Below are 26,183 nucleotides of genomic sequence, written 5' to 3'. Positions count from 1 at the left end.
AACAGCAGCCCACTGCCCGTCTCCCAGAAGCCTGTTGCCGACCTTGTAGGTCTGTTTCTTATCGTTGCTGTGACCAATCCTAAACAAAAAGTCAGATTTCTGGACGAAAAGCGTTCATTCAGTGGCGGGTGTGCTCAGCTTGTCCCGCATCTCGCTCAATCATGATGGATCACGGCGACACGGAGCTGCCGACCGCAATCCCGCAAGCCGATCAATCTCGAGTTGAACGCGCAGACCATCACTGCTTGTCGTTCCCCGTCGGCGTCGTATCGGATTCCTTCTTGTCGGTCGCCTGGTCATCCTGACCGTCGCCGCCGCCATAGCCGATCACCTCGACGATGAAGATCGAACCCTGTCTGCGGGCCCCGGTTGCGGTTGGCGTTTCCGCCGACTTGGCGGCCGCGCCGGCCGTATTCGAGCCTGCGGTGAGCGCGCCGATATTGGGAACGGATACGGTCGGAATTCCGGTCGTGCTCCCCTGCACCTGGAAATTGCTGGCGTTGGCGATAACGGGTGCGACGAAGACTGCGCTGCCCGAGGCGCGCACGCCGGCAGTGCCGAAATCAATCGTGCCGCGTGGTGCGAGAAGATAAAGCTGGGACGCAGCTGCCGACGACGATGCCTGCAGCGTGCCGATGCCCGCGCCGGTCACGAAGCCGCCAAGATCGATCGACTGGTAATCATCCTGATCATACAGCACCTGCAGCGCCGGTGCCGACAAGGTCGTCTTGGAGCCGCGGCCGGCGTCGAGATTGCCGTTGGAGCTCCACATCAGGATGTCGCCACCCTGGGTCGTGAGTACGCGGCTCGAATTCACCAGCACGCTTTGGTCTGTGAAGGTGTTGATCGCGCCGCCACCCAGGGTGAGGATGCCGATATCCCGCAGCTTGAGGGCCGAGTTGGGTTCGGCCGCAAGCGAGCCGACGATGATGTTGCCGCCCGGGCCGAACATCGAGATATCGCCGCCGAGCTGGGTCTGAACCGTGGCATGCAGCAGGTTCATGTCGCCGGTCTTGACCAACTGGCTGGCGCCGTTGCTCCCGCTGCCGAGCACGTTTGCCGTGTAGCCCAGCCTCGCCGGGAACATCGTCTCGATCATGCGGTAGCCGCGCTGGGTGTCCGACGACGTGCCGCCCTGCTGGCCGACGCCGACGGCCTTGAGCTCGGCGGAGAAGACCTGGTCGATAAAGACGTGCTGGAGGTCGGTGGGCAAGGCCTGGAACGTCACCCAAGCGCTCGCCTGATCCTGGGGAAGCGCTCCGAAGCGAAGCAGGAAAGAACCAAGATCAACAAACCCACGTTGGACCTCCGACGGGACAACGCCGGCAAAGAAATTCCAGGGAGTAGCCAACTGGTCTATGTACCGGTCCAACTTGTTACGATCGATGACTTTCGGATTTCCCTCTGCACTGAGATTGATGTTGTTCCGGCTGAGAGCGTCTCGACCAGCTGGGGTACTCAGGTAATTGTAGACGACGTCGCCCTTCAGGTAGCTGCGGAGAGCATCCGTGTTGAACGCATAATTGTGAGGCACCGCAGCCGCGTTCGCGGGATTGATATAGCCATCGGTCACCGCCTGGTAATCGACACCGAACTTGACACCGAACATCGTGATGATGTCGGCACCCTGCTTGGTGCCGGCCGCGTCCGTCAGCGCCGCATTTCGCCGAGGATTATTCGCCGGGCCGAGCAGCGACTGGTTGTAGATGCCGACAGAACCGCCTCCCGTGCTGTTCGAAATATAGGTATTTCCGACCGGCGTCGGGCTGGAATTGCCCACCGACACGATGCCCTCCTGAACCGGAGCTTGGGTCGCATTGTCAAATGCCGCCGGGAGGAACGGGCCGATATCGCCTCCGGCCTGGACCACGAGGAAGCCGGGGCCAGCCACCTGCAAGCCGCCGCCATTGTTGAAGCCAGTGTAAGTGATGTTGCGGCCGGCCACGATCGTGCTGACGTCGCTGGTATGGATGTTCTGCACGATGACGTTGAGATCGACGATGTCGCGCCCCGCATAGATGCTGGTCGGGCGATTGATCTCGATGCGCTGATAGACATTTTCAGACGAACTGGTGGTCCTCTGACCGTAGCTTCCCGTTGCCTTGATGTCGCCGGTCGCGGCGTAAATACGGGCGGTCGTGTCGAGACCGTCGGCTACATCGTTCTCATGCGCAAGGATCGCACGGCTCGAAGCCTCGTCATTGCCGCTATTGGGTCGGAATGGATCGAACGCAGCGTCGATCAGAGACGGCCCGGCGGAAATCAGCGGACGTGAGATCAGTTGCTGCGTCGATGTCTGCGGGTAACCGAACGTGAGGTCGATGCTGCCCTGCGCCAACAGGTTGAAAGTGCCGTGCTCGGACGGGCTGAGCACGATGCCGGGTGTCGGAACCGTCGCGACGTTCAGGAGTTTGTCGATGCCGGTCGTTGTCAAACTGCCCTGTAAAGCGACAGCCTCGAAGCTCGCAGGATAGGCAGCCGCTACTGCATGGACGACACCCAAGTCGATCGCGGTGGGCGCGATGCCGATCGTCACGTCTCCCGACTGCGCCACCACCCGGACCTTACTATCTGGGCCGTAGGCATCAAAATACAGTGGTGTCACCGGCTCGGGCTTCGGCTCCAGAGAATTCGCTTTGCTCGGTTGCTGGGCGTGCAGTGCAGCCGGGTTGACGACCCCCGCCATCGCGATCGAGCCGTTTGCCGTCATCGTGATCTGCCCGGTATCGACGGCAAGCAGCGGAAGGTCCGGAAGCTTGAGCGTGCTGTTCGCGTACCTGTAGACATACTCGTTCTGGCCGATGTCGCCGCCCGCGACGATGCTGGCGTGGCCGGATCCCTCGTAGAACGAGCCGCCTCGGATGTCGCCGCCGGCGCGCACGACCATGTTGCCGCTGCCGTAGAGATGCGTCACGGGCGTGCTGTTCGCCGACAGGCCGCCAGTGACGCGCCCACTCGTCGGAGCCGACACCGACACATCGAGCATATTGCGCCCGGCGAGAACGCTCACATTTCCGCCTGCGCTCAGGAAGCCCTGCTGGAAGCTGCCGTACTGGATCCACCACGCGGTTTGCGAGGCGATCTGCGTTCCAACCGGCGCGAAGACACCGGCTCCGAGGATCGAAGCGCCGGCGCTGGGCGTAACACCGGAATTGGAAAGCAGCCAAGGTTGATAATATTGCAGAACCTTCTTGTCGGTCGTCACGTTGCCGATGATGTCGCGCTGTGCGTCGATGAAAACATCGCCTCCCTTTTCCGGGAAAGCCGCAGCGGTCGGCGGGCCATAGTAGAGATCAGCGGCGCCGCGAACGTCAGCGTTGTTGCCGTAGGCCAGGACCCTCGGCTCGAAGAAGCCATCTGGATTGGTCACGACAACGCTGGGGACGCCATTGACGGTCTGGACGCTATATGGATTGGCATAAGTCGAGGTGTTTACGCCGGCCGCATAGATCACGCCGGGCGCAGCCGTGTCCCTCAAGATCACATCCCGCGCTGCCGCGATGTTGATGCTCCCGGTCCCGGTACGTACCATGGTCGGGATGTCGACCGAGGCAGACGCCTTTCCCGCATTTGCTGGGTTGTCCCGCAAAAGCGCTTGGTCATAGCTGCCGTGCTTGTCGACGATGACATCACCCGTGCCGCGCGCGAGGGGTATCCTGGTGTTTGGGTTGGCGCTCGAGACGTCGGCGCCGGCGGTGAAATTGTAGGACCAGGAGGACGGAGCTGTAACCGTCTTGATGTTCGCCTGGCTGCAATCGACGGTGCAGACCAACAGCGTATGCGGAAACAGGTCAGCCGAGACGAGATCCTGACTGGTCGGACTGATGCTGTTGCCAGCGGCATTGTACGGAGCTTGTGGCGCAGCACCGCTCGCGGCGTCGATCAAATAATACGTATAAGCAGTGTAGTTATTGCCATACTTATCGATCCAGCGACTTGTGCCGTTTGGACCAGCATACAGGCCAACCGCGGACTGATAGTTCGTGTCGAGATAATTTCCGAACTGGAAGAAGCCGTCCGAAATCGAGGCGTTGACGTTGATGTTTCCGGCAGCGCGCAGCGAAAGCACGCCAGCGTCGAGACCGCCCCAAGGCGTTGCGAGACGGTAGGTGAAATCTATATAGTCCGAAGCGGGATTGAAGATGGTCGGCGATGGTTTGCCGCGATCGACCACGCCCGCCGCCAGATTCCAGTTGCTGCTGACGGTGATGTCGCCCTTGGAGTTCACCAGGTCGACGCCCGGCTGCACGTGCACGACGTCCGCGCCGAGGCTGTTGACCAACGGAGCAAGGCGCGTGAACAGGTTGGTGAAGCCGTAGCTCTGCCCGTTAAAGCTCCACGTCCCCTTGGTGATCTGGGAGACCGTGTCGCCGAAGAAGGCATTGCCCGTGCCGGCGCCGCCGGTAAAGGACGCAACGCCCGGCTTGCCCTGGTTGGCCGGATCGAACGCCGCGTAAACGCCGCTCGACGTCAGCGGAATGTAGTCGTTTGTGGTTGGCACGAACTGCAGGCTGCCATTGACCAAGGTGGTCGAGCCCGACATGTTCGATACTTTTGTGAATGTCGCCGTCGCTTGGCCGTTGTTACCGCTGACGCCGAGGGAAACGGATAGCGAGGTGCCGTCATAACCGGTGGAACCAGGCGCGAGCGACAAGGATGCTGAAACGACCTTGACGGTTGACAGCACACGACCGAACAATCCCGTCGCAGCCGGCACGTCCGTGACATTGCCGATTTGAACGCTCGTAACTCGTGTAAGGTAACCGGTACCAGCATCCGTGATGGTGACCGTAGCGTCTCCGCTTGTACTGAACGACACGCGGCCCTGGGCAGTCCTGCCTCCAGGCGTAGCTGGTGGCGGGAATGTGATGGGAATATCGCTCTGACCGAAGTATTGCGACAGCGTAGTCGTGTTCGGCAGAAAAGTCTCTATCCCGCCGGACACATTGATAGTCGCAATTTGAATTCCTGCGCTGTTTTTGACCGCGACGGACGTCGGCACGCTGGGAAGCCCCGTTCCACCGCTGATCGTCTTATCAAGTTGAAATCCCGTAACGTTGGTCCAGGTCCCGTCCGTGGCAGGTATCAGATTTCCGTTCGGGTCCACTCCCTTGTACCAGCCGGCCGGGTCGATCGTCCCGAACCAGCCGAGGCTCGACCCGTCGATGCCGTAGCGGCCGGCGGTGGTGTCGAATGCGATGAAGCCGTTCACGGCGACCGAGCGCGCGCCGACGATGCTGACCTTTGAGCCATCGTTGATGTTGTTGGTCGCATCGATCACGGCAAGCGCGTCGAAGGTCTTGTCGCCGTCGGCGTAGAAGTTCGTGCCGTGCGTGCCCGACGGGTTGGCGACATTGCTGATCGCGGCAATCTTGACGTCGTTGTTGCCGTCCAGAGGGGCGCGGAACGTCACGGTGCCGCCGCTCAGGCCGCCCTTGGTGCCGCCGGAGACGTTGATCTGCGTACCCTGTTGCAGCCAGATTTTCGATTTTGCGTCCCAGCCAATGCCGATGGTGACGTCGCCGCCGCGCTCGTCGGTGTGCGTGGTCGAGGCGTCGATCACGCCACTGCTCGCGAGGAACACCGAATTGGCGCCGTAGAGCGCAACCTTTCCGCCTGCCTGCCCGGTGCCGTCGAGCGTGCTGCCACTGTAGCCGGTGGCATCGATGCGACCACGAATCTTGACCTGGCCGAACTGCTTGCTTGCATCGCCGCTGTCCCAAGCGGTGTCGTCGGCGGTCAGCGTGATGGCGTTGGCCTTCAGCGTGTGCCCGGCAGTCAATTCGAGATTGCCGGTGCGGGTATGGATGTCGATCGCGCCGGTGAGGCCGCCGGCGAGCAGATTGTCCGCCAATGCAGTCAGGTCGGCCGCACCCTTGGTGTCGAGCTTGAACCGGCCGCCGAGACCGGGCCCGCCAGTGCCGAGCAGCCGGCCGGCGAGCGTCGCGCCACCGCGGAGCGCGTCCACCTCGATCGTCCCGCCATAACCACGACCACCGCTCGTCGTCGCGACGTCGATGGTGCTGCTGGCGTCGGTGATGACCTGGCCATCGCCCGTGGCGTTCGCCCCGATGTCGGCATAAAGCAGGACCTTGCCGCCCGACAGATACGTGTCGACGTCGACCAGCGTCTTCTTGTAGCCGCGCGCCGAGAGATACGCACCGGAATTGAGGGTGACGTTCCCTGCGATCGCACCGAGCGTAATCGTGCCGGCCTGCGCCTGAATGGTGCTGCCGACGGCAATGTTCGACGCCGTGACCGTGAGAATGCCGCCGGTCTCGTCGCTGTCGGCAGGCGCAGCTGCGGCCGAGCCGCGCGTCACCGGATCGACGATGGAGATGTCGCCCGACGCCGTCAGGGCAAAACCCTGAGGAGTCCCCGCGGTCGCGCCGGCGACAAAAATGCGCGGCGTGCTGACGGTGAGGTCAGTCTTGTCGCCGTTCGCGCCGAGCGTCATCGTGCCGGGGCCTTTGACGACCACGCTGTCGTCGGCCGACCATTTGACCTTGGAGAAACCGGCAATGGTGAAGTTGCCGTTGACGACATTCCCATTGACCCGGCCGCTGCCCAGGTCGATCTCCTTTGCGGCCAGTTCGAGACTGTTGCCGTTTGCCGCCGGAGCGCTGAAGGACGGGCTGGCCCCGGTGTTCTTGAGCGTGATGTTGTTGCTCGCCGAGATCAGGCCGTCCCGCGTCAGAGTGGCGCCACCCGAACCCGCAACCGTCATCGCCCCGGCGGATGCGACGCTGACCTTGCTGTTGGGATCGAGCGCAATCTGGGTGTTGGCAGCGTAGGTCGTGGCGACGCCGGCGGCGGACGTGACGGTGACGCCGACGCTGAACTGGACCGTCGCGGAGGAGGAAAACGCCAGCACCGTTCCCGCGCGCAGATTCAGGCTGGCGCCGGAATTGAGCACCTCGCTGCCGAGCGCGATGCCGCTGGCGTCCAGCGACAGGCTGCGCGCGCCGGAATTGAAATCGCCATAGACCGTAACCGGACCCGACAGCGCGCGCAGGGCCAATGTCTGCACGTCGGCGAACTGGGTGCTGTTGGCCGGCAGCAGAAGGCTCTTGCCGGCAACCGCGGTGGCAGCTCCGATGCCGATGCTCGGCGCGATCAGGTTGACCAGATTGGCGTGCAGGTCCGTCGTATTGAGGGCGATCGCGTTGTTGGATGCAGTGGCTTGCAGTGTCAGCGTATTCGTCGAGATCTTGACGCCGTCAGCGATCGCCACCTTCCCGCTGTTGCTGGTGTCACCGCCCGTCAGTGTCAGGCTTCCCGTCACCGGCCCGGCCGGCAGCGTGGCCGATGCGGTCGCGACATCCTTGAATTTGATCGTGAGCGCCGGCGCCGAAACTCCGGTCGCGCTCGGCCCCGTCACCTGCAGCGTCGGGTCGTTGCTCGCCACGAACAAGGCGCCCCGCCCCGGCTGTTGCGCACCGCCGTTGGCGTAATAGCCGAGAGCCAGCCGAGCGGGACTGGTGGGGTCAAGGAGTTTTGCAAGATCGGCACCCACGATCTCCGTTCCGGAGAGCGTCCCGCCCAAGGCCGCGGCGAGGCTCTGGGCCGTGACGGGCGCCTGCCCGTCCGATACCACGATGTAATGGCGCCCGAGCCCGGCATGAACGACGCCCGTGGTTGTGATGATGCTGCCGGAATTGACGGTCACCGTGCCACTACCGGCCTCCGGGACATAGACCGGAAGATCCAGCAGGACGGACTGCGAACCGACCGTCACCGTTTGCGTGACTTCCTGCCATTGGCCGACCTGCTGGGCCACGAGCAGGATTTCCGGCGCGCTGAACGTCTCGCCGCGCGTATCCACGACGACATTGCTGGCCGTCGGCGTGATCAGCGTGCCCGCGGGGCTATCGCTGCGGCTGCCGCCGATGAGAATGCTCTCGAAGCCGTTGAGCTGGGCAACGTCGACGCCGACATAGCCGGCCGGAATGTCGTTGTTGACGTATTCGGCATGGCCGAGCACCGCGAGCTTGGGCGCGCTGATATCGAGCTCGCTGCCGCGGCCGGTGTTGCCGCTGCCGTCCCGGCCCGGCTGCGTCAGCACCATGCCGTTCAGCACGATCGACTGCAGCGCGGAGACCGAAAGCCGTCCCGCATCCATCGGCAGCCGCGGCGCCGTGACATTATTCTTGGCCGCCAGTTGGGCATAATAGGCGTTGGCGCCGTTGAAGCTGTACTCGCTGTATTGCTGCCAGACCGAGCTTGTCTGCACCGCGAACACCGTCTGGCCGGACGACTGCTTTCCAGGCGCGGTCGACTGCGTGTAATGGCCGGTCACCAGAACGGTGCCATCAGGCAGTTTGGTTCCCGTGGCAATGTTCTTGCCGGTGTTGTCGCTGGAATAAACCACGACACGCATTGCGCCCGGCAGCGTCGCGTAGTGCGCCGGATAAAGCGTATACGTTCCCGCCGGGATGCCGTTGCCGCCGTCGATCGTGATCTGGGTGCCGGCCAGCGGGATCGCGTCGCCGGCGGTGACGGTCTTGCCCGCATCGGCACTGCGCGCGGTCGCAAAATGGATGTCGTACGCAGCGATCGGATCGGTCTGCGACGGCAGCAGCGCGTACACGGTCTGGCCGGACGGCGTCGTGGTCAGGCTATCGCGCGATCCGCCCTTGCCCGCAATCCACTCCATGGCCTGGATATCGCCGCCACCACGCAGGTCGATCGTCGAGCCGTCGGCGCGCGTCACGTTCGATCCGGCCAGGATCAAACCCTTCGACGGCGGTTGCGCCAGCGGATTGAGGTTGGCGTTGTAGTACCAGTTGGTGCCGTCGGACGTCGCACCGTAGGGAACGGTCGTGTCCGCCAGCGACACCGAGGTGAGGCTCCCGGACTCCAGCACGACCGACTGCGTGATGATCTGGGACACCGCCCTGTCGGTATTGCCGAGCGCGATCTTGCCGAGCGGCGCGAACAGATTGCCCGCTTGATCGATGGTGTTTGCGATGACGGTGATGCCGCCGCCGGCTGACAGCGGAATCCTGGTGTAGCTGTTGGCGGGCGCGGCGAACTTGACGTTCCCCGGCGTCTCGATCGTGAAGTTGACGGCGGATACCGGATAGATCCGCTGGGCTGAGAGCAGCAGATTTCCGGTCGAGATCAGCTTGCCGGTGAAACTCGATTGCTCCGTCGGGACGGTCTGCGCGGCATCAGTCTTGAGACCGTTCACAACCTTGAGCGTGCCCAGCCGAAGGTCGCCGCTCGCGATCAGGTTGACCTGGCTGAAGCCCGAGAAGTCGAGACCCGGCAGGGCGTCGCCCGGCTTGAAATTGGACGGTCTTCCACTCTCCAGATCGATCGTCTGTGCGTTCACCGTCAACGTGCTAGTGCCGGCCACGCGGTCGTTGCCGGAGCCGGTGAGCACGACATAGGGCGCCGCAATGCGTGCATCGATCGAGCCGGATCCCGGCGCGGCGATGACACCTGCCGCAATGTGCAGACGGTTGGCCACGGTCCAGTTCAGCGAACTGGAAATCGTGAGATTTCCCCATTGCGGATCGCGATCAGCGTAGGTGTTGCCGGGCAGGTCGGTGAAGATGCGCGCGGCGCCGCCCACAGCCCCGGCTGCGTAGAGATAGACGTTGTCGAACGGCGCGAGCTGATCGGCCGAAACGGTGAGCGTCGTCGGCGCGCTGATGACGCCGGCGGCGCCCTGCTGCAAGAATATGTTGCCGCCTCCGAGCAGGATAGTCCCGCCATTGGCGCGCGAGTCGGCATGCACGGTGCCATCGTTGGCGACATAACGGCCACCGGCCGCGGCGAAGCTGCCGCCCCAGGAAAATCCGCTGACGTCGGCGCTCACCGTGCCGGCGTCGCTCCAGGACCATTGCGACGTCGTCGCGCCGCGCGCGCCTGCCACCTGGATGTTGCCGGCCGCGCCGGAGACGTCGACCAGCGCCCCCGCATCGGCGACGAGGTAGCTTTGCTGCGGAGTGCCGGGGGAGCCAGGAGGGCCATAAGTGAAATAGAACTGATCCTTGCTGGAATCACCTGTCGGGTCTTTGTATGTATAGACCGTGGTAATCGCCCCACCTTCCACCGCAAACGTGCCGCCAGCGATGTAGCTGCCGCTCGTCCTTGGACGGTTCACCGTCCCGAACAGGGAATTGGCGACGAATGTCCCGGACAGGTCGATCTTCGCGTCTGACGAAAGATGTGTTGCCAGCGAGTTGATGAAGACGGAGCCGCCATGGTCGATGATCGTGCCGCGCAGCTCGACGGACGTAGCTGGCACGTTCCAATCCGGAGTGTTCGGTGTCGCAAGGTTTAACTTTGGATCGGCTGTCGTTGCCCCGCGACGGTCGCTGGTGACCGCAGCCATGGTGATTTTCGCCTTGGGATCGGTGATGATCTTCGAGCCCGTATCGAGCGTGATGTTGTCGGCCTTCAGCGTGAGATCGACGGCCTTGCGCTGATTGTCCGGAACAAGCACCAGTTGCGGCGCGGCCTGCTGCCCGAGCTTGGTGCCGGTCGGCATTGCGGAGTAGTCGGCCAGGCTTGCCAGGTTCTGTTGCTGAAAGGTCAGGCTGGTCTCGGCCGAGACGATGATCTGGCCGGCCACGGGCGACCCATCGTCCTTCACCGACCAATCGTCCTTCACCGACTCGATGATGTAGGAGCCGAATCCACCGCCTGTCAGCAACGACTCCGGCAGCGTGGTCGCGTTCCCGTTGATGCGGATCGACGATGTCTCACCATCCTGAAGCTTACCGCCGATCCGGATGGTGTCCGCTCCGGCGATCCTCAAGTTGCCGTTGCTCTCGAAGCCGTAGCCGCGCAACGCGCCATCGAGCTGGAGTACGGCGATCGAATTGCCGGGGCCCGGGGTGGGCTTCTGCGGGCCGGGGCTATTTGGATCAGCCCACCTCGCGCCTTGGTAGATCGCAAGCGAAATATTGCCGCCCTTGCCCGCCATCAAGCCGGTGGCGACGGTCTTAGCTTTGCCCTGTGAAGAGACATAACCCCCGCTCGAGACATCAAGAATGCTGCCCGCGGCCAGCAATATGCTTCCTGTCGTATCTCGGATGCTGCCCGTTGCGCCGTCGCTGCTTTTGCCGGTGGCAATTGAGATGCTACCGCCGTTGATAAAGGCGGGGCCAGCCGCATCGACGCCAGCCGTGCGCCCGGTGTCATTAACAAACCGGCCGCTGACGTCGATTGTGCCCTCGACGAAGACATTCGCGGCAATCGACTTGCCCGAAGAGTCCTTGGGCGCCTTGAAAAGCGACGCGGTGAAATTGCCGCTGACAGAATCCCGGTCGGTAACGAGGCTAACATTACCTCCAGCCGCCGACACCGATCCGGCAATGTCAATCGCACCACCCGCAGTGACGGAAAGACTGCCGCCGGCCGCTAGATTGAGCGCGCTGCCGCTCGACAGCACGAAATCGTTCGCCGTTACCTTCAGCGAGCTGAGCCCGTAACCCGACAGGATGTCGGCCGACAAATTCGTCGTATAGGTGCTTTGCGTCGTGAAATTGGCCGATGCCGTCGCGCCGATCTGCACGCTCGACGGCGTCGTCAGCTCGAGCGAGCCCTGCAACGGCAATTGTCCGCCGCTGATCTGGCGCTCGCCTGCGGTCGAGCCGAAATACATCGTCCCGAGCAGCGCCGGATTGACGGTCACGACGCTTACGCGTCCGGCGTCGTGCCCCTCGGTGAAGCCTGCCGAATAGATCTGGGTCGGCGTGGACCAGGTTTCCGTGACGCCCCATCGCGCATGCTTGACGATGAACTGGCCGGCGATCCCGAGATAAGTCATGTTCGGGTCGGCGTTGGTCATGCTGTAGATACGGCCGTCGCTGCCGATCAGGCGCGTCGTGTTCACCATGCCGGGCAGGAACTTCACGCTGCCGCCCGCGACATTCATGATCGAGCCGTCGGTCTTGACGCTCGGGGCACCATTGGTGGTTGTCAGGTCCGTCTTGAGGCTGATGCTACCGCCGACGGTCATCAACTGCTGGATGCTGCGCGGGACCTTGGCCACATCGCCGCTGGCGTCGGCGAGCGGCGTTCCCACCCAGCTTGTGCCGTCACTTCGTGTGCCGGAATTGCGAATATCGATGTATAGCGTCTGGCCGTACACCGCGCCCTTTCCGTCAGCGCCCACGGCAGCATACGGCGGCCGCTGCAGCGGCATATCGGCGAATTGCGCGAGCGGCGTGAACGCGATGATATTGTAGCTCGCCGGTAGCTCGACGTTCTGAAGCCCGGCGACGTCGATCGTTGCACCCGGCGCGAGCAGGATGGACTGCGCGGCGTTCGAGTTGGGGAGGACGCCGGCTTCGTTGCCTCCGCTCGTGCCGACCCTACCCTGCTGAAAGAGGTTTGGTACGTCGCCAGTCGGAAAGACCTTCGCGTTGAGCGATACCTGCGCCGATGGCGCCGAGATCAGCCCGCTCGATCCGACCGTGACGTTGGTTTGCGCCGACGCCTCGATATAGGCCGGCGTGAAGCTCTGCGCGCTTGTCAGTCCCTTCGCACCATCATCGACCGGCAGGCTCGATATCACACCGTTCATGGTGACGCTGGTCGCTGCGCGCAACAGCACGAAGCTGTTGCGGTCGATGCTGGTATCGACCGAGATCACGCCCTGGATCAGTTTTCCGGCGCTGTCGGTCAGATCGTGACCTGATGCATCCTTGGGATTTCCGATCGCTACGGTATCGCCATTCATCACCACGATGCCGCGCGAGGCGTCGATCAGGCCGTCGTGAACGACGGCGCCGGTGCCTGGCAAATAGGTATTGCTATGTGGATAGCCGAAAGGTGCTTGCGGGTCGTCCGGGTTGTACGACGACGCAAACTGCGACAGCCTGAATTCGGTACCGGGGAACTTGACGGTATTTCCCTTATCATCCTTGCCCAGCACACTATCCGGCAGCGCCGAATAGCCGTTCGGAACGACGTCGATCATTCGCGCCGCCACCATCGCGACCTCGCCGCCGTGGACCGTGATGGACCCCGAATTGTAGACATTGGCGCCGAACAAATAGACCGAGCCGGGCGAGCCCAGCGAGACCTGGTCGGACAGGATATTGGCGGTGATGGACGCGCCGCGCTCGACCCTGATGTCCCCTGCAATCAGCTTGGTCGCCGCGCCGCCGTCCTTGTCGTAGATCGAGAACGAGTTGAGGTTGGCGATGCCCTGATCGAGGAAAAACTTGTCGCGCGTCGCCAGGTCGCTGCCGAGCTTGCCGACATCGAGGCTGGACGCGATCAGCGTGTGAACGTTGACCTGCGAACCGGCGCCGAAGATGATGCCGTTGCGGTTGATCAGGTAGACGCCGCCGATGGCACTGATCTGGCCCAGGATGCGGCTCGGCGAAGCGCTGGGATCCTGCACCCGGTTCAGCGCGATCCAGTCGGACGCGGACTGCCAGAAATTGACCGTGGTGTTGGCGCCGACGTTGAACGTATCCCAGTAAAGGATGCTCTTCTTCTGGGTCTGCTGGATGTCGACCGAGACCTTCGAGCTGCTCGTGCTCGTCGTCTGCTTCGGTGCATTCGCGCCAAGCCATTTGGAAGCATCGGCCTTGATGCCCGCCAATGGATCGCTCGCGGTGCCGCCGAACGGCATCAACCCGCCCGGGGTCAATCCATTCGGGACGGACGATCCCGCGGCCTGGGCCGCTGCGGCGGCATCCGACTGGAGCTTGCGCGCGGCACCAAGCGCCGCTGCCGCGCGGGCAAGCGAGGCCTGGGCCTGGGTCGCCGCACCGGCAGCCTGCTGCGCGGCCTGGATCGCCGCCTGTTGCGCGGCCGCCGTCGGCGCCACTGCGTTGGCGCCGGGCGTGAGGCTGCGCGCATGGCCGAAGCCGCCCGCAACCGACAGCGCCAGCAGGCTGACGCCGCAAAGCAGCGTCCGCTCAAACGCACGCCGCATCCCGGGGGGAGAAACAAGGATATCGCGATGAGGCACGCTGCGGCACTTTCTGATTGCAAGTTCCAGTCGAGCACGCCGCTGATGCAGGCGCACTCGCACCCCGCATTTACTTTTCGTTTACTAACATTCATATGTCAGATTTGTAGCATTGGCCGCACTATGCACATCTGCGACACCGCGTTCCGCGACCGAGGCGCGGCAAAATCGCTTTAATTTCAGCAAGAAGGCGTGCGGCGAATTATGTTATTATTTGTTATTAACGCGATATCACGTCGATGCGGGCTGCGGCGGCCCGGCTCAAATGGCCCTAAAGCATGATGAGATTGGGCTGCCCTAGCGCTGGCCCTGGTTGGCAAACGGGCTAAGCAGGCCCGGCGGCAGCTTGAAATTTGCCGGCTGCGCGCTCTTGTTGATCGTCAGGTTCTTGCTAGCGCCAGGATGGACGTCGGAAGCCGGGGTCGGCCCACCTCGCGGCGGCGGGACCGGCATGGCGACCGGAACGGGCGGCGGCCCTGCAAGCACCGGGCCGCCCGCAACAGCACCGGCCTTCATGTCGGGCGACGGGATGTCCAGCACGGTAATATCGAGGCCTCTCGCGAACTCCACCTGGCGCCGCTCGACCGCCCGAAGGGTCCATCCTTTGTGGTTTTCGCCCGCTTTCAGCCGGACCACGGACTTGCTGGCGGAATCAATGAACAAGCCGATCTTTTCACTGCCGACGATGGTGCCGAGCAGAGAGAGCTGCGGCCTCTCGGGTTCGGCCGGCGGCGGCGGAGCTGCCTGCACGGGCGCCGACACGACAACCGGTGCAGGCGCGGGCGGCCGTCGCGTCGGCGCAAACAGCGGCCGCTCGCGGCTGGCCGTCAAACGCCCGAGCGGGATAGCCCACAACGGGTTGTCGCTGAGCGCGCGTTGTGCCGATGGAGGCGCCGGCGGCCGTTCGACAGTCGCGGGCGTCGGCACGACCGCGGGAGCTGGGGCCGGGCCGGCCGGCTTCGTGGCAAACAGATCATCGCGTGACTCGGTGGAGGGAGAATCCATCGAACCGGGCGCGCTGACGGCAAACGCCCGGACGCTTCCCCCGGCAAGGACGCCAGCGAGCAAAACAATGAATAGGCGCATCGACATGGCACTGGCCGTCCCTGATCGGACCCGAGCGATAACCGTCATGAATATCAATCATGTGACATTTGCGAGCAGGGAACCGATGCGCCAGGCCGGTCCGAGAGATCGCAAGGCATGGGGAGATCAAAGTGCGCGCGCCCTATCGTTCGCCGCCATCACATCTCCTGGGGCACGATGTCGGATCAAAGCCGGGCGCGATTCAAAGAAATGCACCCGGCAAAAATGCCGGGTGCACAGAGTTTGTCGATCATCGATCAGGCTGAGACCTGACAGCGATCAGTAAGCGCCGACCTTGCCGGTGCAGCCGCTGCCGTTCAGACCGTTAACCGGGTCGTTGAGGAGCGTGTAGATTTCGCCCTGCCACACGCCGGGAACCTGAGCGAAGCCGTTGTCGTTCATGATCGCAGCCGACCCGCTGCCGTAGACGTAGTCGAGGAAGGTCTTGAACCAGATGAACGCGTTGTTGCCGTTGGAGTGCGTCTGGTAGCACTGATAGACTTCGAACCAGGAGAAGCCGGAGATCGGATACGAACCGGCAACCACCGGATTCGGATTGACACCCTGCAAGCTCCAGGTCAGCGGGTTCGGACGGCTGGTACCGTCGAACTGCGGGATGGCGGTCGCCATCGCCTTGCCGGCACCCTGGAAGGTCGGCGGCTGGAACTTGCCGGTCGCGCCGGTGATGTCCCACTGCGACTGGAGGTTGGCAGTCTTCAGGCCACCGGCCTTGACGGGCAGCCAGAAGTCCTGGGAGGCGTAGCCGATCGCACCGTTCGTCGAGGTGACGAGGGTGACGAGGGCGCCGCTGCCCGAAGCGTTGGCGAAGGTGCCGGGGCTGGTCACAGCGTTGCCGCACTGGTCGGTCGGGAACTGATCCGGCCAGTTCAGCTGGTTCGCACCGCGCGCGAGAAGCGGAGTGGTGCAGGCCTGCGAACGATCGGTCCAGGGGAAAGCGTACGACACGACGGTCGCATCGCTTTCGCTGTTCGGTCCGAACTCGTAGCGGCACTGCTCAACCAGCGCGTTGGAGAGCAGGAAGGTGGTGCCGCTGCCGTCCTGACGATGCACGAAGGTGATGTTGCCGGTGCCGAGCGTGCCACCGTTGAGCGTGGTCAGGATCGCGTTGTTCCACTTCGTGATGTGGCCCGACGCGATGCCGCAGAACGCGTTACGCGACAGGTTGAGGCCGCTGCTGCCGCCAGCCGGGGTCGCCGGCAGAATGTTCAGGGTGGCGCCAGCGCCGTCCTTGCCGTTCAATCCAAACGCAACGGCGCCGATGACCGCAGGAATCTGGATGAGATTGCCGAACTTCGACTGCGCGCTGGTGGCGCCGCCGGCGTTCCAGGCGGTCATGTCGGCGGCGTTGACGACGTCGTCGCTGCCGATGAACTGCACGCCATCATAGTCGGCGATGTTGTTGATGCCGAAGTTGCTGCTGGTGTAGGCGGGAGCGGAAGACGAAGGCGTTCCGATCTGGGTCTTGTCGTTGGTGCGCAGCACGGTCTTGCCGTTGCCCGAACCGGTCGCGGCATAGAGAATCGCGCCGCCGATGCCGCTGGTGTTGAAACCGCCGCAGCTCGCAGCCTTGGCCATCGGGCCCGGCTTGCCGGAGCTGCCCTGGGCCTGGGTGTAGATGCAGTCCATCAACTGCCGATAGACGACCTGCGGGAACGTCGCGCCCGCACCAAACGCAACCGACTGCGCCTGAGCAGATTCGGAAGCAACGCCCATCGCAGCGAACGCAACCGATCCCAAGAGTAAAGTCTTCAAGTTTCGCATAACCTCAGTCTCCCTGTTTGGATACCCCAAGCCTGCTACGATCAGCAGCCGGGCCCCGGAGCGAGGCGGACGCTATCGGCGGTATGTGAGACTTTGATTGTTGTTTTGTGAATTATGATACTCATCTCATTTACAATGAGATCGATCTTCTTGCCCACCTGACAACAAGCTCAGGATTTCACGAGCAAACGCATGGAATTCTCGCCCGCGCCAAATGTTATCCACGCATCAAATCGCATTGTAAAATATGTGGACGCCGTCGGATCGGACGCCTTGCACGCATCCTGAAGCTTGAAGCGCGAACATCCGACGATCATCTCTTGACGACGCGCTGTGAGCAAATACCGGCGGTGACGCCGCCGGCGCGCTTTCACAGACCTGTCTTGTCGACATCACATCACCGTTAATGTCGCATCGTTAAAAGGCACCCCGGCAATCCGACCGCGTCGCACATGACGTCTCGTATCACAAAGATATCGTTCGTCATCGTGTGAGTGCTGCGCGGACAAGATCAGCAAGCAAGAAGGATCTACGAAATGAACGCTCTGCCCGGTTTCCGCATGCCTTTCCGTGCAATGACGGCACGCGCCGGCTTAGCTACCGTCTGGCTGGCCGTCATGCTCGGCGCCGGAGCACCGGCATTTGGCCAATCGGCGTCGGCCGATCCCGTTGTCGCCCTCGTCAACGGAAGCCCGATCCATGAGAGCGATCTGGAGCTGGCGGACGAAGTCATCGGCCGAAATCTGCTGGTTCAGGACCCCATCGAGAGGCGCGAAACCCTTCTGAAGATGGTGACCGACGCCGTGCTGCTCGCGAAGGTGGCGACCGATCGACACATAGAAGACCCAGCCGATCTTCAGCGCCGCGCCACTTTCGCGCGCAATCAGGGCCTCACCAACCATCTTCTGACCGTCGTAGGTCAGCAGGCGGTGAGCGAGGAAGCCATGCGCAAGGCGTATCAGGAGGTCGTGCTCAATGGGGTGACAACCGAGCCGGAACTGCATCTGCGCCATCTCGTCATCATGATCGTCCCGCCGGCGGACGATGCCGCGGTCAAGGCGGCCGAACAAAAAGCCAGAGCGGCGATGGACAGGATCAACAAGGGCGAAGACTTCACGGCGGTCGTCGCCGACGTGTCCGACGACCCCGTCACCAAAGCGAGGGGCGGCGACTACGATTGGCGGCAGCGCGGCGAAATGGGCAAGGAATACGCCGACGTGGCGATCAAGCTGAAAAAGGGCGAGGTGTCGCAGCCGTTCAAGACTGCAGTTGGCTGGCATATCCTGAAGCTCGAGGATACGCGTCCACGTAAACCGGCCGACTACGACAAGATCCGTGATCGCCTGGCCGCGATGGTCGCCTCTGCAGCGCAGATCGAGCTCGTGGATAAAGTGCGCGCCGAGGCAAAGATCGAGCGCCTGGACCAGATTCACAAAGCAGACAAGGAAGGCGCCAAAGTCAGGTAGCGCCCCTGCCCTGCCTGCCAATCCCGCGATATCCCGGCAGTGAGTAAGCTATGGGCCTTGCCGTCATCATCCTGACGCACAACGAAGAGCGCCACATCTTGCGGGCTCTCGCCTCGGTTGCCAAGATTGCAACCGAGGTTTTTGTCGTCGACAGTTTCTCGAGCGATCGAACGGTCGAATTGGCGCGCGCTCAAGGCGCGACCGTATTGCAGAACCGGTTCGTCAATTACGCGAAGCAGTTTCAGTGGGCGCTCGAGAATGCCCCGATCACCGCCTCGTGGATCATGCGGCTCGATGCCGACGAGATCATCGAAGCCGATCTCGGCGCCAGAATTCGCGATGAGCTGCCGCGCCTGAGCAACGAGGTCGTCGGGATCAACCTCAAGCGCAAGCACATCTTCCTTGGCCGCTGGATTCGCCATGGTGGCCGCTACCCGCTCCTCCTCTTGCGGATCTGGCGCCGCGGCCACGGCCGCATCGAAGACCGCTGGATGGATGAGCACATGATTCTGTGGGGCGGCCAGACCGTTACATTCGATGGTGGGTTCGCCGATCACAATCTGAACGATCTGACGTTCTTCACCGACAAGCACAACAAATACGCCACACGCGAGGCAATCGACGTGATCAACGAGCGTCATCGTCTGTTCGGGCGCGACGTCGATCTGATAACGGAAGAGGGCTCGCGCCAGGCCGCCATCAAGCGCTGGATCAAGGAACGGCTGTACAACCGTATTCCTTATCAAATCAGCGCGCCGGCCTATTTCCTGTTTCGCCTGATTTTCCAGCTCGGTTTTCTCGACGGCAAAGAAGGCCTTGTCTATCACGGATTGCAGGGTCTCTGGTATCGCTTCCTTGTCGGCGCAAAGGTGGAAGAGCTGGAAGCCGCCATCTCTCATCTGAAGGATCCGGCGGAAATGCGCGCAGAGCTGCGACGCCTGACCGGCCTCGTCATCGAGCTCTGATCAACATGCGCTCGAACGCCACAATGATTTCAATGGGCTCGGTCCATGACGCGTAGTGTCGCGGCCATCGTTGCCCTGTTTCAGTTGCTTTGGATGGCGGAGGCAACCGCACAGTCCGCGATGTTCTGGTTCAACGATCCCGCCGGTCCGGACGAAACAGTGCTCGTCACCGGCGCCGAGCTCGACAAGATAACATCCGTGACAGTTGCCCGAATTGGTGACGGCCCCTCCCGCGAGAGCGGACAGGAAACCTCCGTTCCGATTCTGCAGGCCAACCCCCTCTCCCTTAAATTCACGATCCCGGAGCAGTTCACGCCCGGGATCTACCGCTTCAGCCTGACCCATTCCCACGGCACTCTCAGCGGCCGCATCAACCTGCCAACAATCTATTGGACGCAGGGAAACCTCGGCGATGAGGTCTCGCCTTCGGGCTGGCTCCAGGTGTTCGGTCGCAACATCGTTCGCCAGACAAGCCGTTCACAATTGTTGATGCTGCCCGACGCCGGGAATGCACCGACGAAAGCCGTTCTGACCAAAGGCAACCTGTGGCGCGGTGCGTTTCGCATCCCTGATCAGGTTTCGCCCGGCCGCTACCGGCTGCGCCTCTCCAACGGAGACGGCGGCGACGCCGAATGGGTCGATGTGGGCAGCATCGTCGTGCGCGCTCCCGAGGCGAACGCTGTGCAATCCTTCGATGTGCGGGCATATGGCGCTAACGGCGACGGCAGGTTTGATTGTACGCGCGCCGTCAAGGCCGCCATCGAAGCTGCGAGCCAGGCCGGAGGCGGGACGGTGTACTTCCCGCGCGGGCGCTATCTGATCTCGGACATGATCGTCATTCCACCTCGCGTCAAATTGCAGGGGGAACGCATCGATCTGGTCAACCTGGTCTGGCCTAGCCTGGCGACACTTCCGGCCGCACTTATACAGGGAAGGTCGCAGTTCTCGGTCGAAGACCTCACAATCTACGCATCGAACCACCCGCACATCATCGCGGGGGGCTTTCAGTTCGGCGACGCCCCGATTCCTGACGCGGCCGATATCGCCATCCGACATGTCCGCATCCGCGGTTCGGCCTTCCGGGGTCTCATGGAGGCTGAAGCCACCCTGCAGCAAATGAACGACTTCCGTCGGATCTACCCCGATGGATCTCCCGACACCATTCGATTGAGCGGAAACAGGATCGAAGTATCCGATTGCGACATTCTCGGATCCGGACATTCGCTTCGCCTCTTCAAGGCAACCAACGCGATTGTGGCCCGTAACGTCCTGACCAACGGACGCTATGGCTCCTACTCAATCGTGGGATCGCGTCAGGTCGTCTTTGAAGGCAATACCGTCACTGCTGCCGACCTCCAGGGCACCGGCGGAGGAATATCGACGCTGTCAAAATGGGTCAGCGCATCCGAGAACATCTTCGTCGGCGGCAACACGTTCAAGGCCATTTATGGCTGGGATCGGGAAGCCATGACGTCGGACGGGCCAGGCGGATTCTATTTCGGTCACGCGAACAGCGCCGGCCCGGATCGGTTGTCGCTGCTGGATGCAGCCAATCCGTATCCGGCCGGCACGGACTGGACCGGCGCTGCCGTCATGGTGGTCAACGGACGCGGTGCCGGCCAATACGCCAGGGTCAAAGCATTGGAGAAAAAGCCGTCCGACTTGTCGGTGGCGCTCGATCGACCGCTCGAGGTGGCGCTGGACTCGAGTTCGGAGATCACGATTACCCAGGCGCAGCAGAACTATCTGATCATCGATAATGACTTCGAGGACACGGGCGTCGCCGCGCAGACGTACGGGACGGCGCTTGGGCATGTCATCTCCGGCAATCGATCCAACAGGACCAGCGGCTTTGCCGTCTTCGGACTGTCCTACGACAGTTTCCAGCCCGGCTGGCGGATTCAGATCCTCGACAATCACATACTCGAGGGAAACGTCTACCGGGCCGGACCCGAACGGAGCATTTTCTCCAATGAGGCTTCAATTCTCGTCCAGGCAAACCAGACCGCAAAGGCTCCAGGTCGACCGCCAATGGTGCAGGCGGTGATCGTTCGCGGCAATCGCCTCGATCAGGACGCCCACATCGAAATCAAGGGCTTTGCCGCGACCTCGCCCGGCGTCCGCGACGTGGTCGTCGAAGGAAACACCATGGGACCATCACGGGTCGGTCTGACGATTGATCGCGGCGTCGCGTGGTGGCTCAGTCGAAGGAACGTCGAAGAACGGCGTATCCAGAAATAGCGCTACGAACTGCCCGCCGCTGCCTCGCGCTCCCTCTCGATCAGTCACGGTAATGATAAGTTCCGTTGTTAGTTAAACCTCTGCTCTGGCTGCCATCTCCCGCTGTGGCCGAACGGAATTCCTCTCCGGCAGCCGCTTCACAACCTGAAAGACTGTACCGATGACCGCAATTCTCGGCCTCAACCTCAACCATCCCGATGCCTCCGCGGCGCTCATCATCGATGGCAAGGTGGTCGCAGCTTCGGCCGAGGAGCGCTTCGGCAAACGCATCAAGCATGACCCGTCCTTCCCGCGGCAGGCGATCCAATCGGTTCTTGCCATGGGTGGCATATCGTCGAAGGATCTGGATTTCATCGCGGTCGCGCGCGATCCGTCGCAGAATCGCGCGGCTCAGGTCTCGTATGTCTTGCGCAATCCCCTTTCCGGCGGCAAAGCAGCGCTTGAGCATATCCGGCGGGCCAAGGACGAGCAGAGCATCAGCGAGCAGGTCGCCGAGGCGTCCGGGCAGGCCCCGGACATGGTCAAGGCCAAAGTCGTCAACGTGGAGCATCATCTGTCCCACATAGCGAGCTCGTACTACTGCTCGCCGTTCGACGGGCTGACGGCCGGTTTCTCCTATGACGGCAGCGGCGATTTCACCAGCGCGATGGCGGCGCGCTGCGAGGGGACACGGATCGACGTGCTCGACCGCGTCAACCTGCCGAACAGCCTGGGCTTCTTCTACACGGCATGCTGTCAGTTCATCGGCTTCGCCGAGTATGGCGAAGAGTACAAGGTCATGGGTCTCGCGCCATACGGCGTCGACAGCTTTGCGGAAACGATGCGAGAGCTCGTCCAAACGCGGCCCGATGGCTGGTTCAAGCTCGCCGAGGGCTTCTTTGGCATGCACCGCGGCGGCGAAAGCGGAAAGATGGACGAGCGAAATCACGTGGAAATGCTGCGCTTGTTCACCGACAAATGGATCGAGAAATTCGGTTCGCCGCGCCAGCGCGGCCAAGAGCTGACGCAACGGGACAAGGACATCGCCCGCTCCTGTCAGGTCCGCTTCGAGGAAGTGGCGGTGCATTGCTTCAACAAGCTGCACGATCTGGTCCCGAGCAAGCAGGTCGTTTATGCTGGAGGTTGCGCACTCAACGGCGTCATGAATGCGCGCCTGCTGCGTGACACGCCTTTCCAGCAGGCATATATGCAACCCGCTTCATCGGACGACGGTCTGTGTCTCGGTGCGGGCCTGTGGACATGGCACAATGTCGCGGGCGGACGAGAACGATTCCATATGACGCATTCCTACTGGGGGCCGGCTCACTCGGATGAGACGATGCGGCGCGCAGCAGAATCGGCCAAAACTCCCATGCGCGAATTATCGCCCGGCAACGTTCCGAAGGCGGTGGCATCCCTGTTGCACGCCGGACTGGTGGTTGGCTGGTACCAGGGGCGATCCGAATGGGGCCCGCGCGCCCTCGGCAATCGCTCCATTCTTGCCGACCCGACCCGCGCCAACATGAAGGACGTGATCAACGCCAAGATCAAGCGAAGGGAAGGCTTCCGCCCCTTTGCTCCGACCATCTTGCAGCCGGCTGTATCGACCTATTTTGAACAGGATGTGTTCAGTCCCTTCATGATGCATGTCGTCAAGCTTCGCCCGGAATGGCGGGAAAGACTTCCCGCCATCACCCATGTCGATGGCACCGGGCGGCTGCAAAGCATCGCGCGGGACACCAATCCACTCTACTACGACTTGATCCACAGCTTCGGCGAACTGTCCGGAATACCGATCGTGCTCAATACCAGCTTCAATGAGAACGAACCGATCGTCGACACACCCGAACAGGCCATGAGCTGCTTCCTTCGCACTGGACTCGACGCCATCTGCCTTGGCAGGTACCTGGTGGTGAAAGGCGAGCATGCCAAGCTGTTGTCGGACGCGTAAGCCGCTGACGCCGTGAATTGGGGCGGTTGCGACGCCGCCCTTTTCGCCCTTCGGGTCAGGATACTCACGCCCAACCTTCGCGTCCGTAAGTCGGCCGCGGTCAGAACTGGAAGTAGATGAATTCGGCATGCCCAAAAATGCCGAACAGCACGATGTAATAAGCCAGCGCGACACCGGCAGCCGTTGGCAGCCAGCGCACCTCCCACAGTTCACGAAGACGCTGCGGCCGAAACGACAAGTGGAAGTCGATCACGAACAGCAGTGCGAGCGAGACGGCGAGCATCACCAGTTCGCCGCTCGCCAGATCCAGCATCTTCAGGGTGAAGTAGGAGATGGGACCAAAGTCGCCCAGGCTCCGCAGGGCGACGACCGCATTGGCGACGCTCGTCGACCGGAAGAAAACCCATCCCACGAGCACGACGGCTAGCATCCAGACCCAACCGAGCAGCAGACGAGCCGGCTCGCCGAGCCATGCTTCCGGTTTCGCAAGCCTGATAAAGGCTCGTTCGACAACCAGGCAGACCCCATGCAGCGTGCCCCAAGCGACGAAATTCCAAGCTGCACCGTGCCAGATACCACTGACCGCGAATACGATGATGAGATTGCGCGCCGTGGAGCCTTCGCTGCCGCGGCTTCCCCCGAGTGGAATGAACAGGTAATCGCGAAACCAGGTCGACAAGGAGATATGCCAACGGCGCCAGAACTCGTTCAGGCTGGTGGCGAAATAGGGTTGCCCGAAATTGATCATGAGATCGAAACCCATGATGCGTGCCACGCCACGCGCAATGTCCGAGTACCCCGAAAAATCGCAGTAGATCTGGAGGGCGAAGAGCACCGCCGCGAGCAGTTGATAACTGCCGGAATACTGCGCCGGATTGGCGTAGATCCCGTTCACCACCGACGCGACCACGTCGGCGATGCACATCTTCTTGAACAGGCCATAGCCGACGAGCAACAGGCCGGCAGTGACATTTTGGTAGGAAAGCCGATGCGTGATCCGGAACTGCGGCAGCATGTGTGCCGCACGCTCGATCGGACCGGCAATCAGTTGCGGAAAGAAGCTCACATATTGGGCGTAGGTGATAAAGTCGCGCTCGGCGGCAACCCGGCGATTGTACACGTCGAGCGTATAGCCGACCGACTGAAACGTGTAGAACGAAATGCCCAACGGGAGCACCAGACCAAGGGCATAGTCCGGCACCACGTACCCGAATAGCCCGACCACGCCGAGCACGTTCGAAATCAGGAAGTCCAGATATTTGACCGTTCCGAGCACGCCCAGGTTGATCGACAGCGCGATGATCAGCGCCGCCTTGCGTCCGCCATCGGTCCGAGCCCGCGCCATCATGAGTGCGGTCGTGTAGTCCACGATCGTCGTCAATCCAAGCAGGAGTCCGAAAGAAGGACGCCAGCTCATGTAGAATACATAGCTGGCGATCAGCAGCACCAGCGGCTGGGTTCGCCCCGGCAACGAGAAGAACACCACCAGGAACGTTACGAAGAACGCCAGAAATTCGAAAGAGTTGAAGAGCATCAGTCGAATGCTCCGGTGGCCTTCAGCAATTTGGCCAGATCGGCCGTGTAGGCGCGCGCGCCGGCCGGATTCATGTGCTGCGGATCGGCAAAGAACGCTGGCGGATACATGAAGTAGTCCGGCCCCAACACCCGAATGAGCGGCCGATCCGAGATCATCATCGACCTGGCATAGTCAGCGGCTGGCAGCGGAGCAGCCTCGCCAGTGCGGAAGAAGCCCGGAACAATCATGATCTGGAAGCCATACTGGCTCGCCAGCCGTTCGAGGTGACTACGAGAGTGAGACTTTTCAGGGACCATCCGTAGCTCAATACGTGTGGGATGATCGGTCGGCAGGGCGTAGTCATCCGGAAGGCGATCGCCCGGGTAATGGCTCTGCGACTTGATGAAGTACCAGCCCCGGTCGCGGAGCATTGCAGCGCGCTGGATCTCCACATCGCGGCGCGCGTCGGACAATCGATCCAGATTCTGAAAAGCGAACAGCGCTGCTTCACGGGGCAAATTTCGAAAAGGAAACAGCGTGCTTGCCAACAAATTATCGTTGCGCAGGATATCAGCAAAATTATCGGATACGCCCTTGCCGTCCCAAGGAATCGTCAACAGCACGTGCGTGGGAACGTTGCCGGCTTCCAGCGCGGCTTCCAGAATCGGTAGAAAGTGAACTTCGCCGGGCAGCCCAAGGTTATACGATCGGAAGCCGGATCCGACGGCCGCATCCAGGTCGGATGGACGCAACGCCGAGAGAAGCTTGCTGTTGCCGAAGACCATCACCCGATTGCGGTCTTGCGGAGCGAACATCCGGCCCTTCACAAGAGTATCCAATTTTGCGTACGCAATGACGACCGAGCCCGGCCTGATAAAAGGCAGCATGGCGTAGGCGGTGTACAGCGAGAGCCAGACCGCGCCGAACAACAGCCCGAAGACGACGACAGATTTGAACCACGGAGCGGCGATCGCGGCCGGCTCTTCTGCATTCACGGCCGATGCGGCCTCCGGAGATGGCAGAGGCGAGCGGACCGTGGCTGTAGCTCGTTCCGATATCTCTGAGCCCAGTGAAATCCGGTCAGAGAGTTGGCGCCGGCGAGGCTTGTACATATCCGACGGAACTCACGGGACAGAGCATTGGGACGATCGGGTGCCGGCGGCGGTGACGGGCCGTTCGCCGTGCCCGAACTGCAAGCGCGCATGCGCCGGCGTGGCGCGATCGGGAGCGGAGAACATGCAGCCCTGTTATC

The 26,183-nt window shown here is 62.2% G+C and carries 9 protein-coding genes; 4 read left to right on the top strand and 5 right to left on the bottom strand.

The window, feature by feature from the left end; genetic code table 11:
- Nucleotides 1–238: 238 nt before the first annotated feature.
- The 3 genes from ACKWRH_RS14155 to ACKWRH_RS14145 all read right to left on the bottom strand — a co-directional run bounded on the left by ACKWRH_RS14155 (nucleotide 239) and on the right by ACKWRH_RS14145 (nucleotide 16,813).
- On the bottom strand, nucleotides 239–13,909 hold the full coding sequence (locus ACKWRH_RS14155) for a filamentous haemagglutinin family protein (RefSeq protein WP_445221044.1): 13,671 nt from the start codon (nucleotides 13,907–13,909) through the stop codon (nucleotides 239–241).
- A gap of 333 nt (nucleotides 13,910–14,242) precedes the next feature.
- Nucleotides 14,243–14,950: a hypothetical protein gene (locus ACKWRH_RS14150; RefSeq protein ID WP_445221043.1), complete on the bottom strand. Its 708-nt coding sequence runs from the start codon at nucleotides 14,948–14,950 to the stop codon at nucleotides 14,243–14,245.
- 360 nt (nucleotides 14,951–15,310) lie between these two features.
- A complete protein-coding gene (locus tag ACKWRH_RS14145; protein ID WP_445221042.1) occupies nucleotides 15,311–16,813 on the bottom strand; it encodes a substrate-binding domain-containing protein in 1,503 nt (500 codons plus the stop codon).
- Nucleotides 16,814–17,349: 536 nt separating this feature from the next.
- Here ACKWRH_RS14145 and ACKWRH_RS14140 point away from each other — a divergent pair.
- The 4 genes from ACKWRH_RS14140 (at nucleotide 17,350) to ACKWRH_RS14125 (ending at nucleotide 23,415) form a co-directional block, all read left to right on the top strand.
- Nucleotides 17,350–18,279, top strand: a complete 930-nt coding sequence (locus tag ACKWRH_RS14140) for a peptidylprolyl isomerase (protein ID WP_445221041.1) — start codon at nucleotides 17,350–17,352, stop codon at nucleotides 18,277–18,279.
- A 50-nt stretch (nucleotides 18,280–18,329) separates the two neighbouring features.
- The gene (locus tag ACKWRH_RS14135; protein ID WP_304493463.1) at nucleotides 18,330–19,244 is read left to right on the top strand and encodes a glycosyltransferase family 2 protein; all 915 of its coding nucleotides are present in this window, start codon (nucleotides 18,330–18,332) and stop codon (nucleotides 19,242–19,244) included.
- Nucleotides 19,245–19,289: 45 nt separating this feature from the next.
- Nucleotides 19,290–21,485 (top strand): glycosyl hydrolase family 28-related protein, encoded by a 2,196-nt coding sequence (locus tag ACKWRH_RS14130; protein WP_445221040.1) that lies wholly within the window; start codon nucleotides 19,290–19,292, stop codon nucleotides 21,483–21,485.
- A gap of 160 nt (nucleotides 21,486–21,645) precedes the next feature.
- On the top strand, nucleotides 21,646–23,415 hold the full coding sequence (locus tag ACKWRH_RS14125; protein ID WP_445221039.1) for a carbamoyltransferase family protein: 1,770 nt from the start codon (nucleotides 21,646–21,648) through the stop codon (nucleotides 23,413–23,415).
- Between the two features lie 100 nt (nucleotides 23,416–23,515).
- On the opposite strand, the gene ACKWRH_RS14120 is transcribed toward ACKWRH_RS14125, so the two are convergent.
- Together ACKWRH_RS14120 and ACKWRH_RS14115 are read right to left on the bottom strand one after the other, a co-directional pair.
- On the bottom strand, nucleotides 23,516–24,949 hold the full coding sequence (locus ACKWRH_RS14120) for an MBOAT family O-acyltransferase (RefSeq protein ID WP_445221038.1): 1,434 nt from the start codon (nucleotides 24,947–24,949) through the stop codon (nucleotides 23,516–23,518).
- Nucleotides 24,949–25,926, bottom strand: a complete 978-nt coding sequence (locus ACKWRH_RS14115; protein ID WP_445221037.1) for a hypothetical protein — start codon at nucleotides 25,924–25,926, stop codon at nucleotides 24,949–24,951. The genes ACKWRH_RS14120 and ACKWRH_RS14115 overlap by 1 nt, the downstream gene beginning before the upstream one ends.
- Nucleotides 25,927–26,183: the final 257 nt, after the last annotated feature.

It is taken from the genome of Bradyrhizobium sp. Pa8 (genome assembly GCF_052588265.1).
Note: the sequence above shows the minus strand (reverse complement) of the source record. Positions and strands in the feature narration are given on the sequence as shown.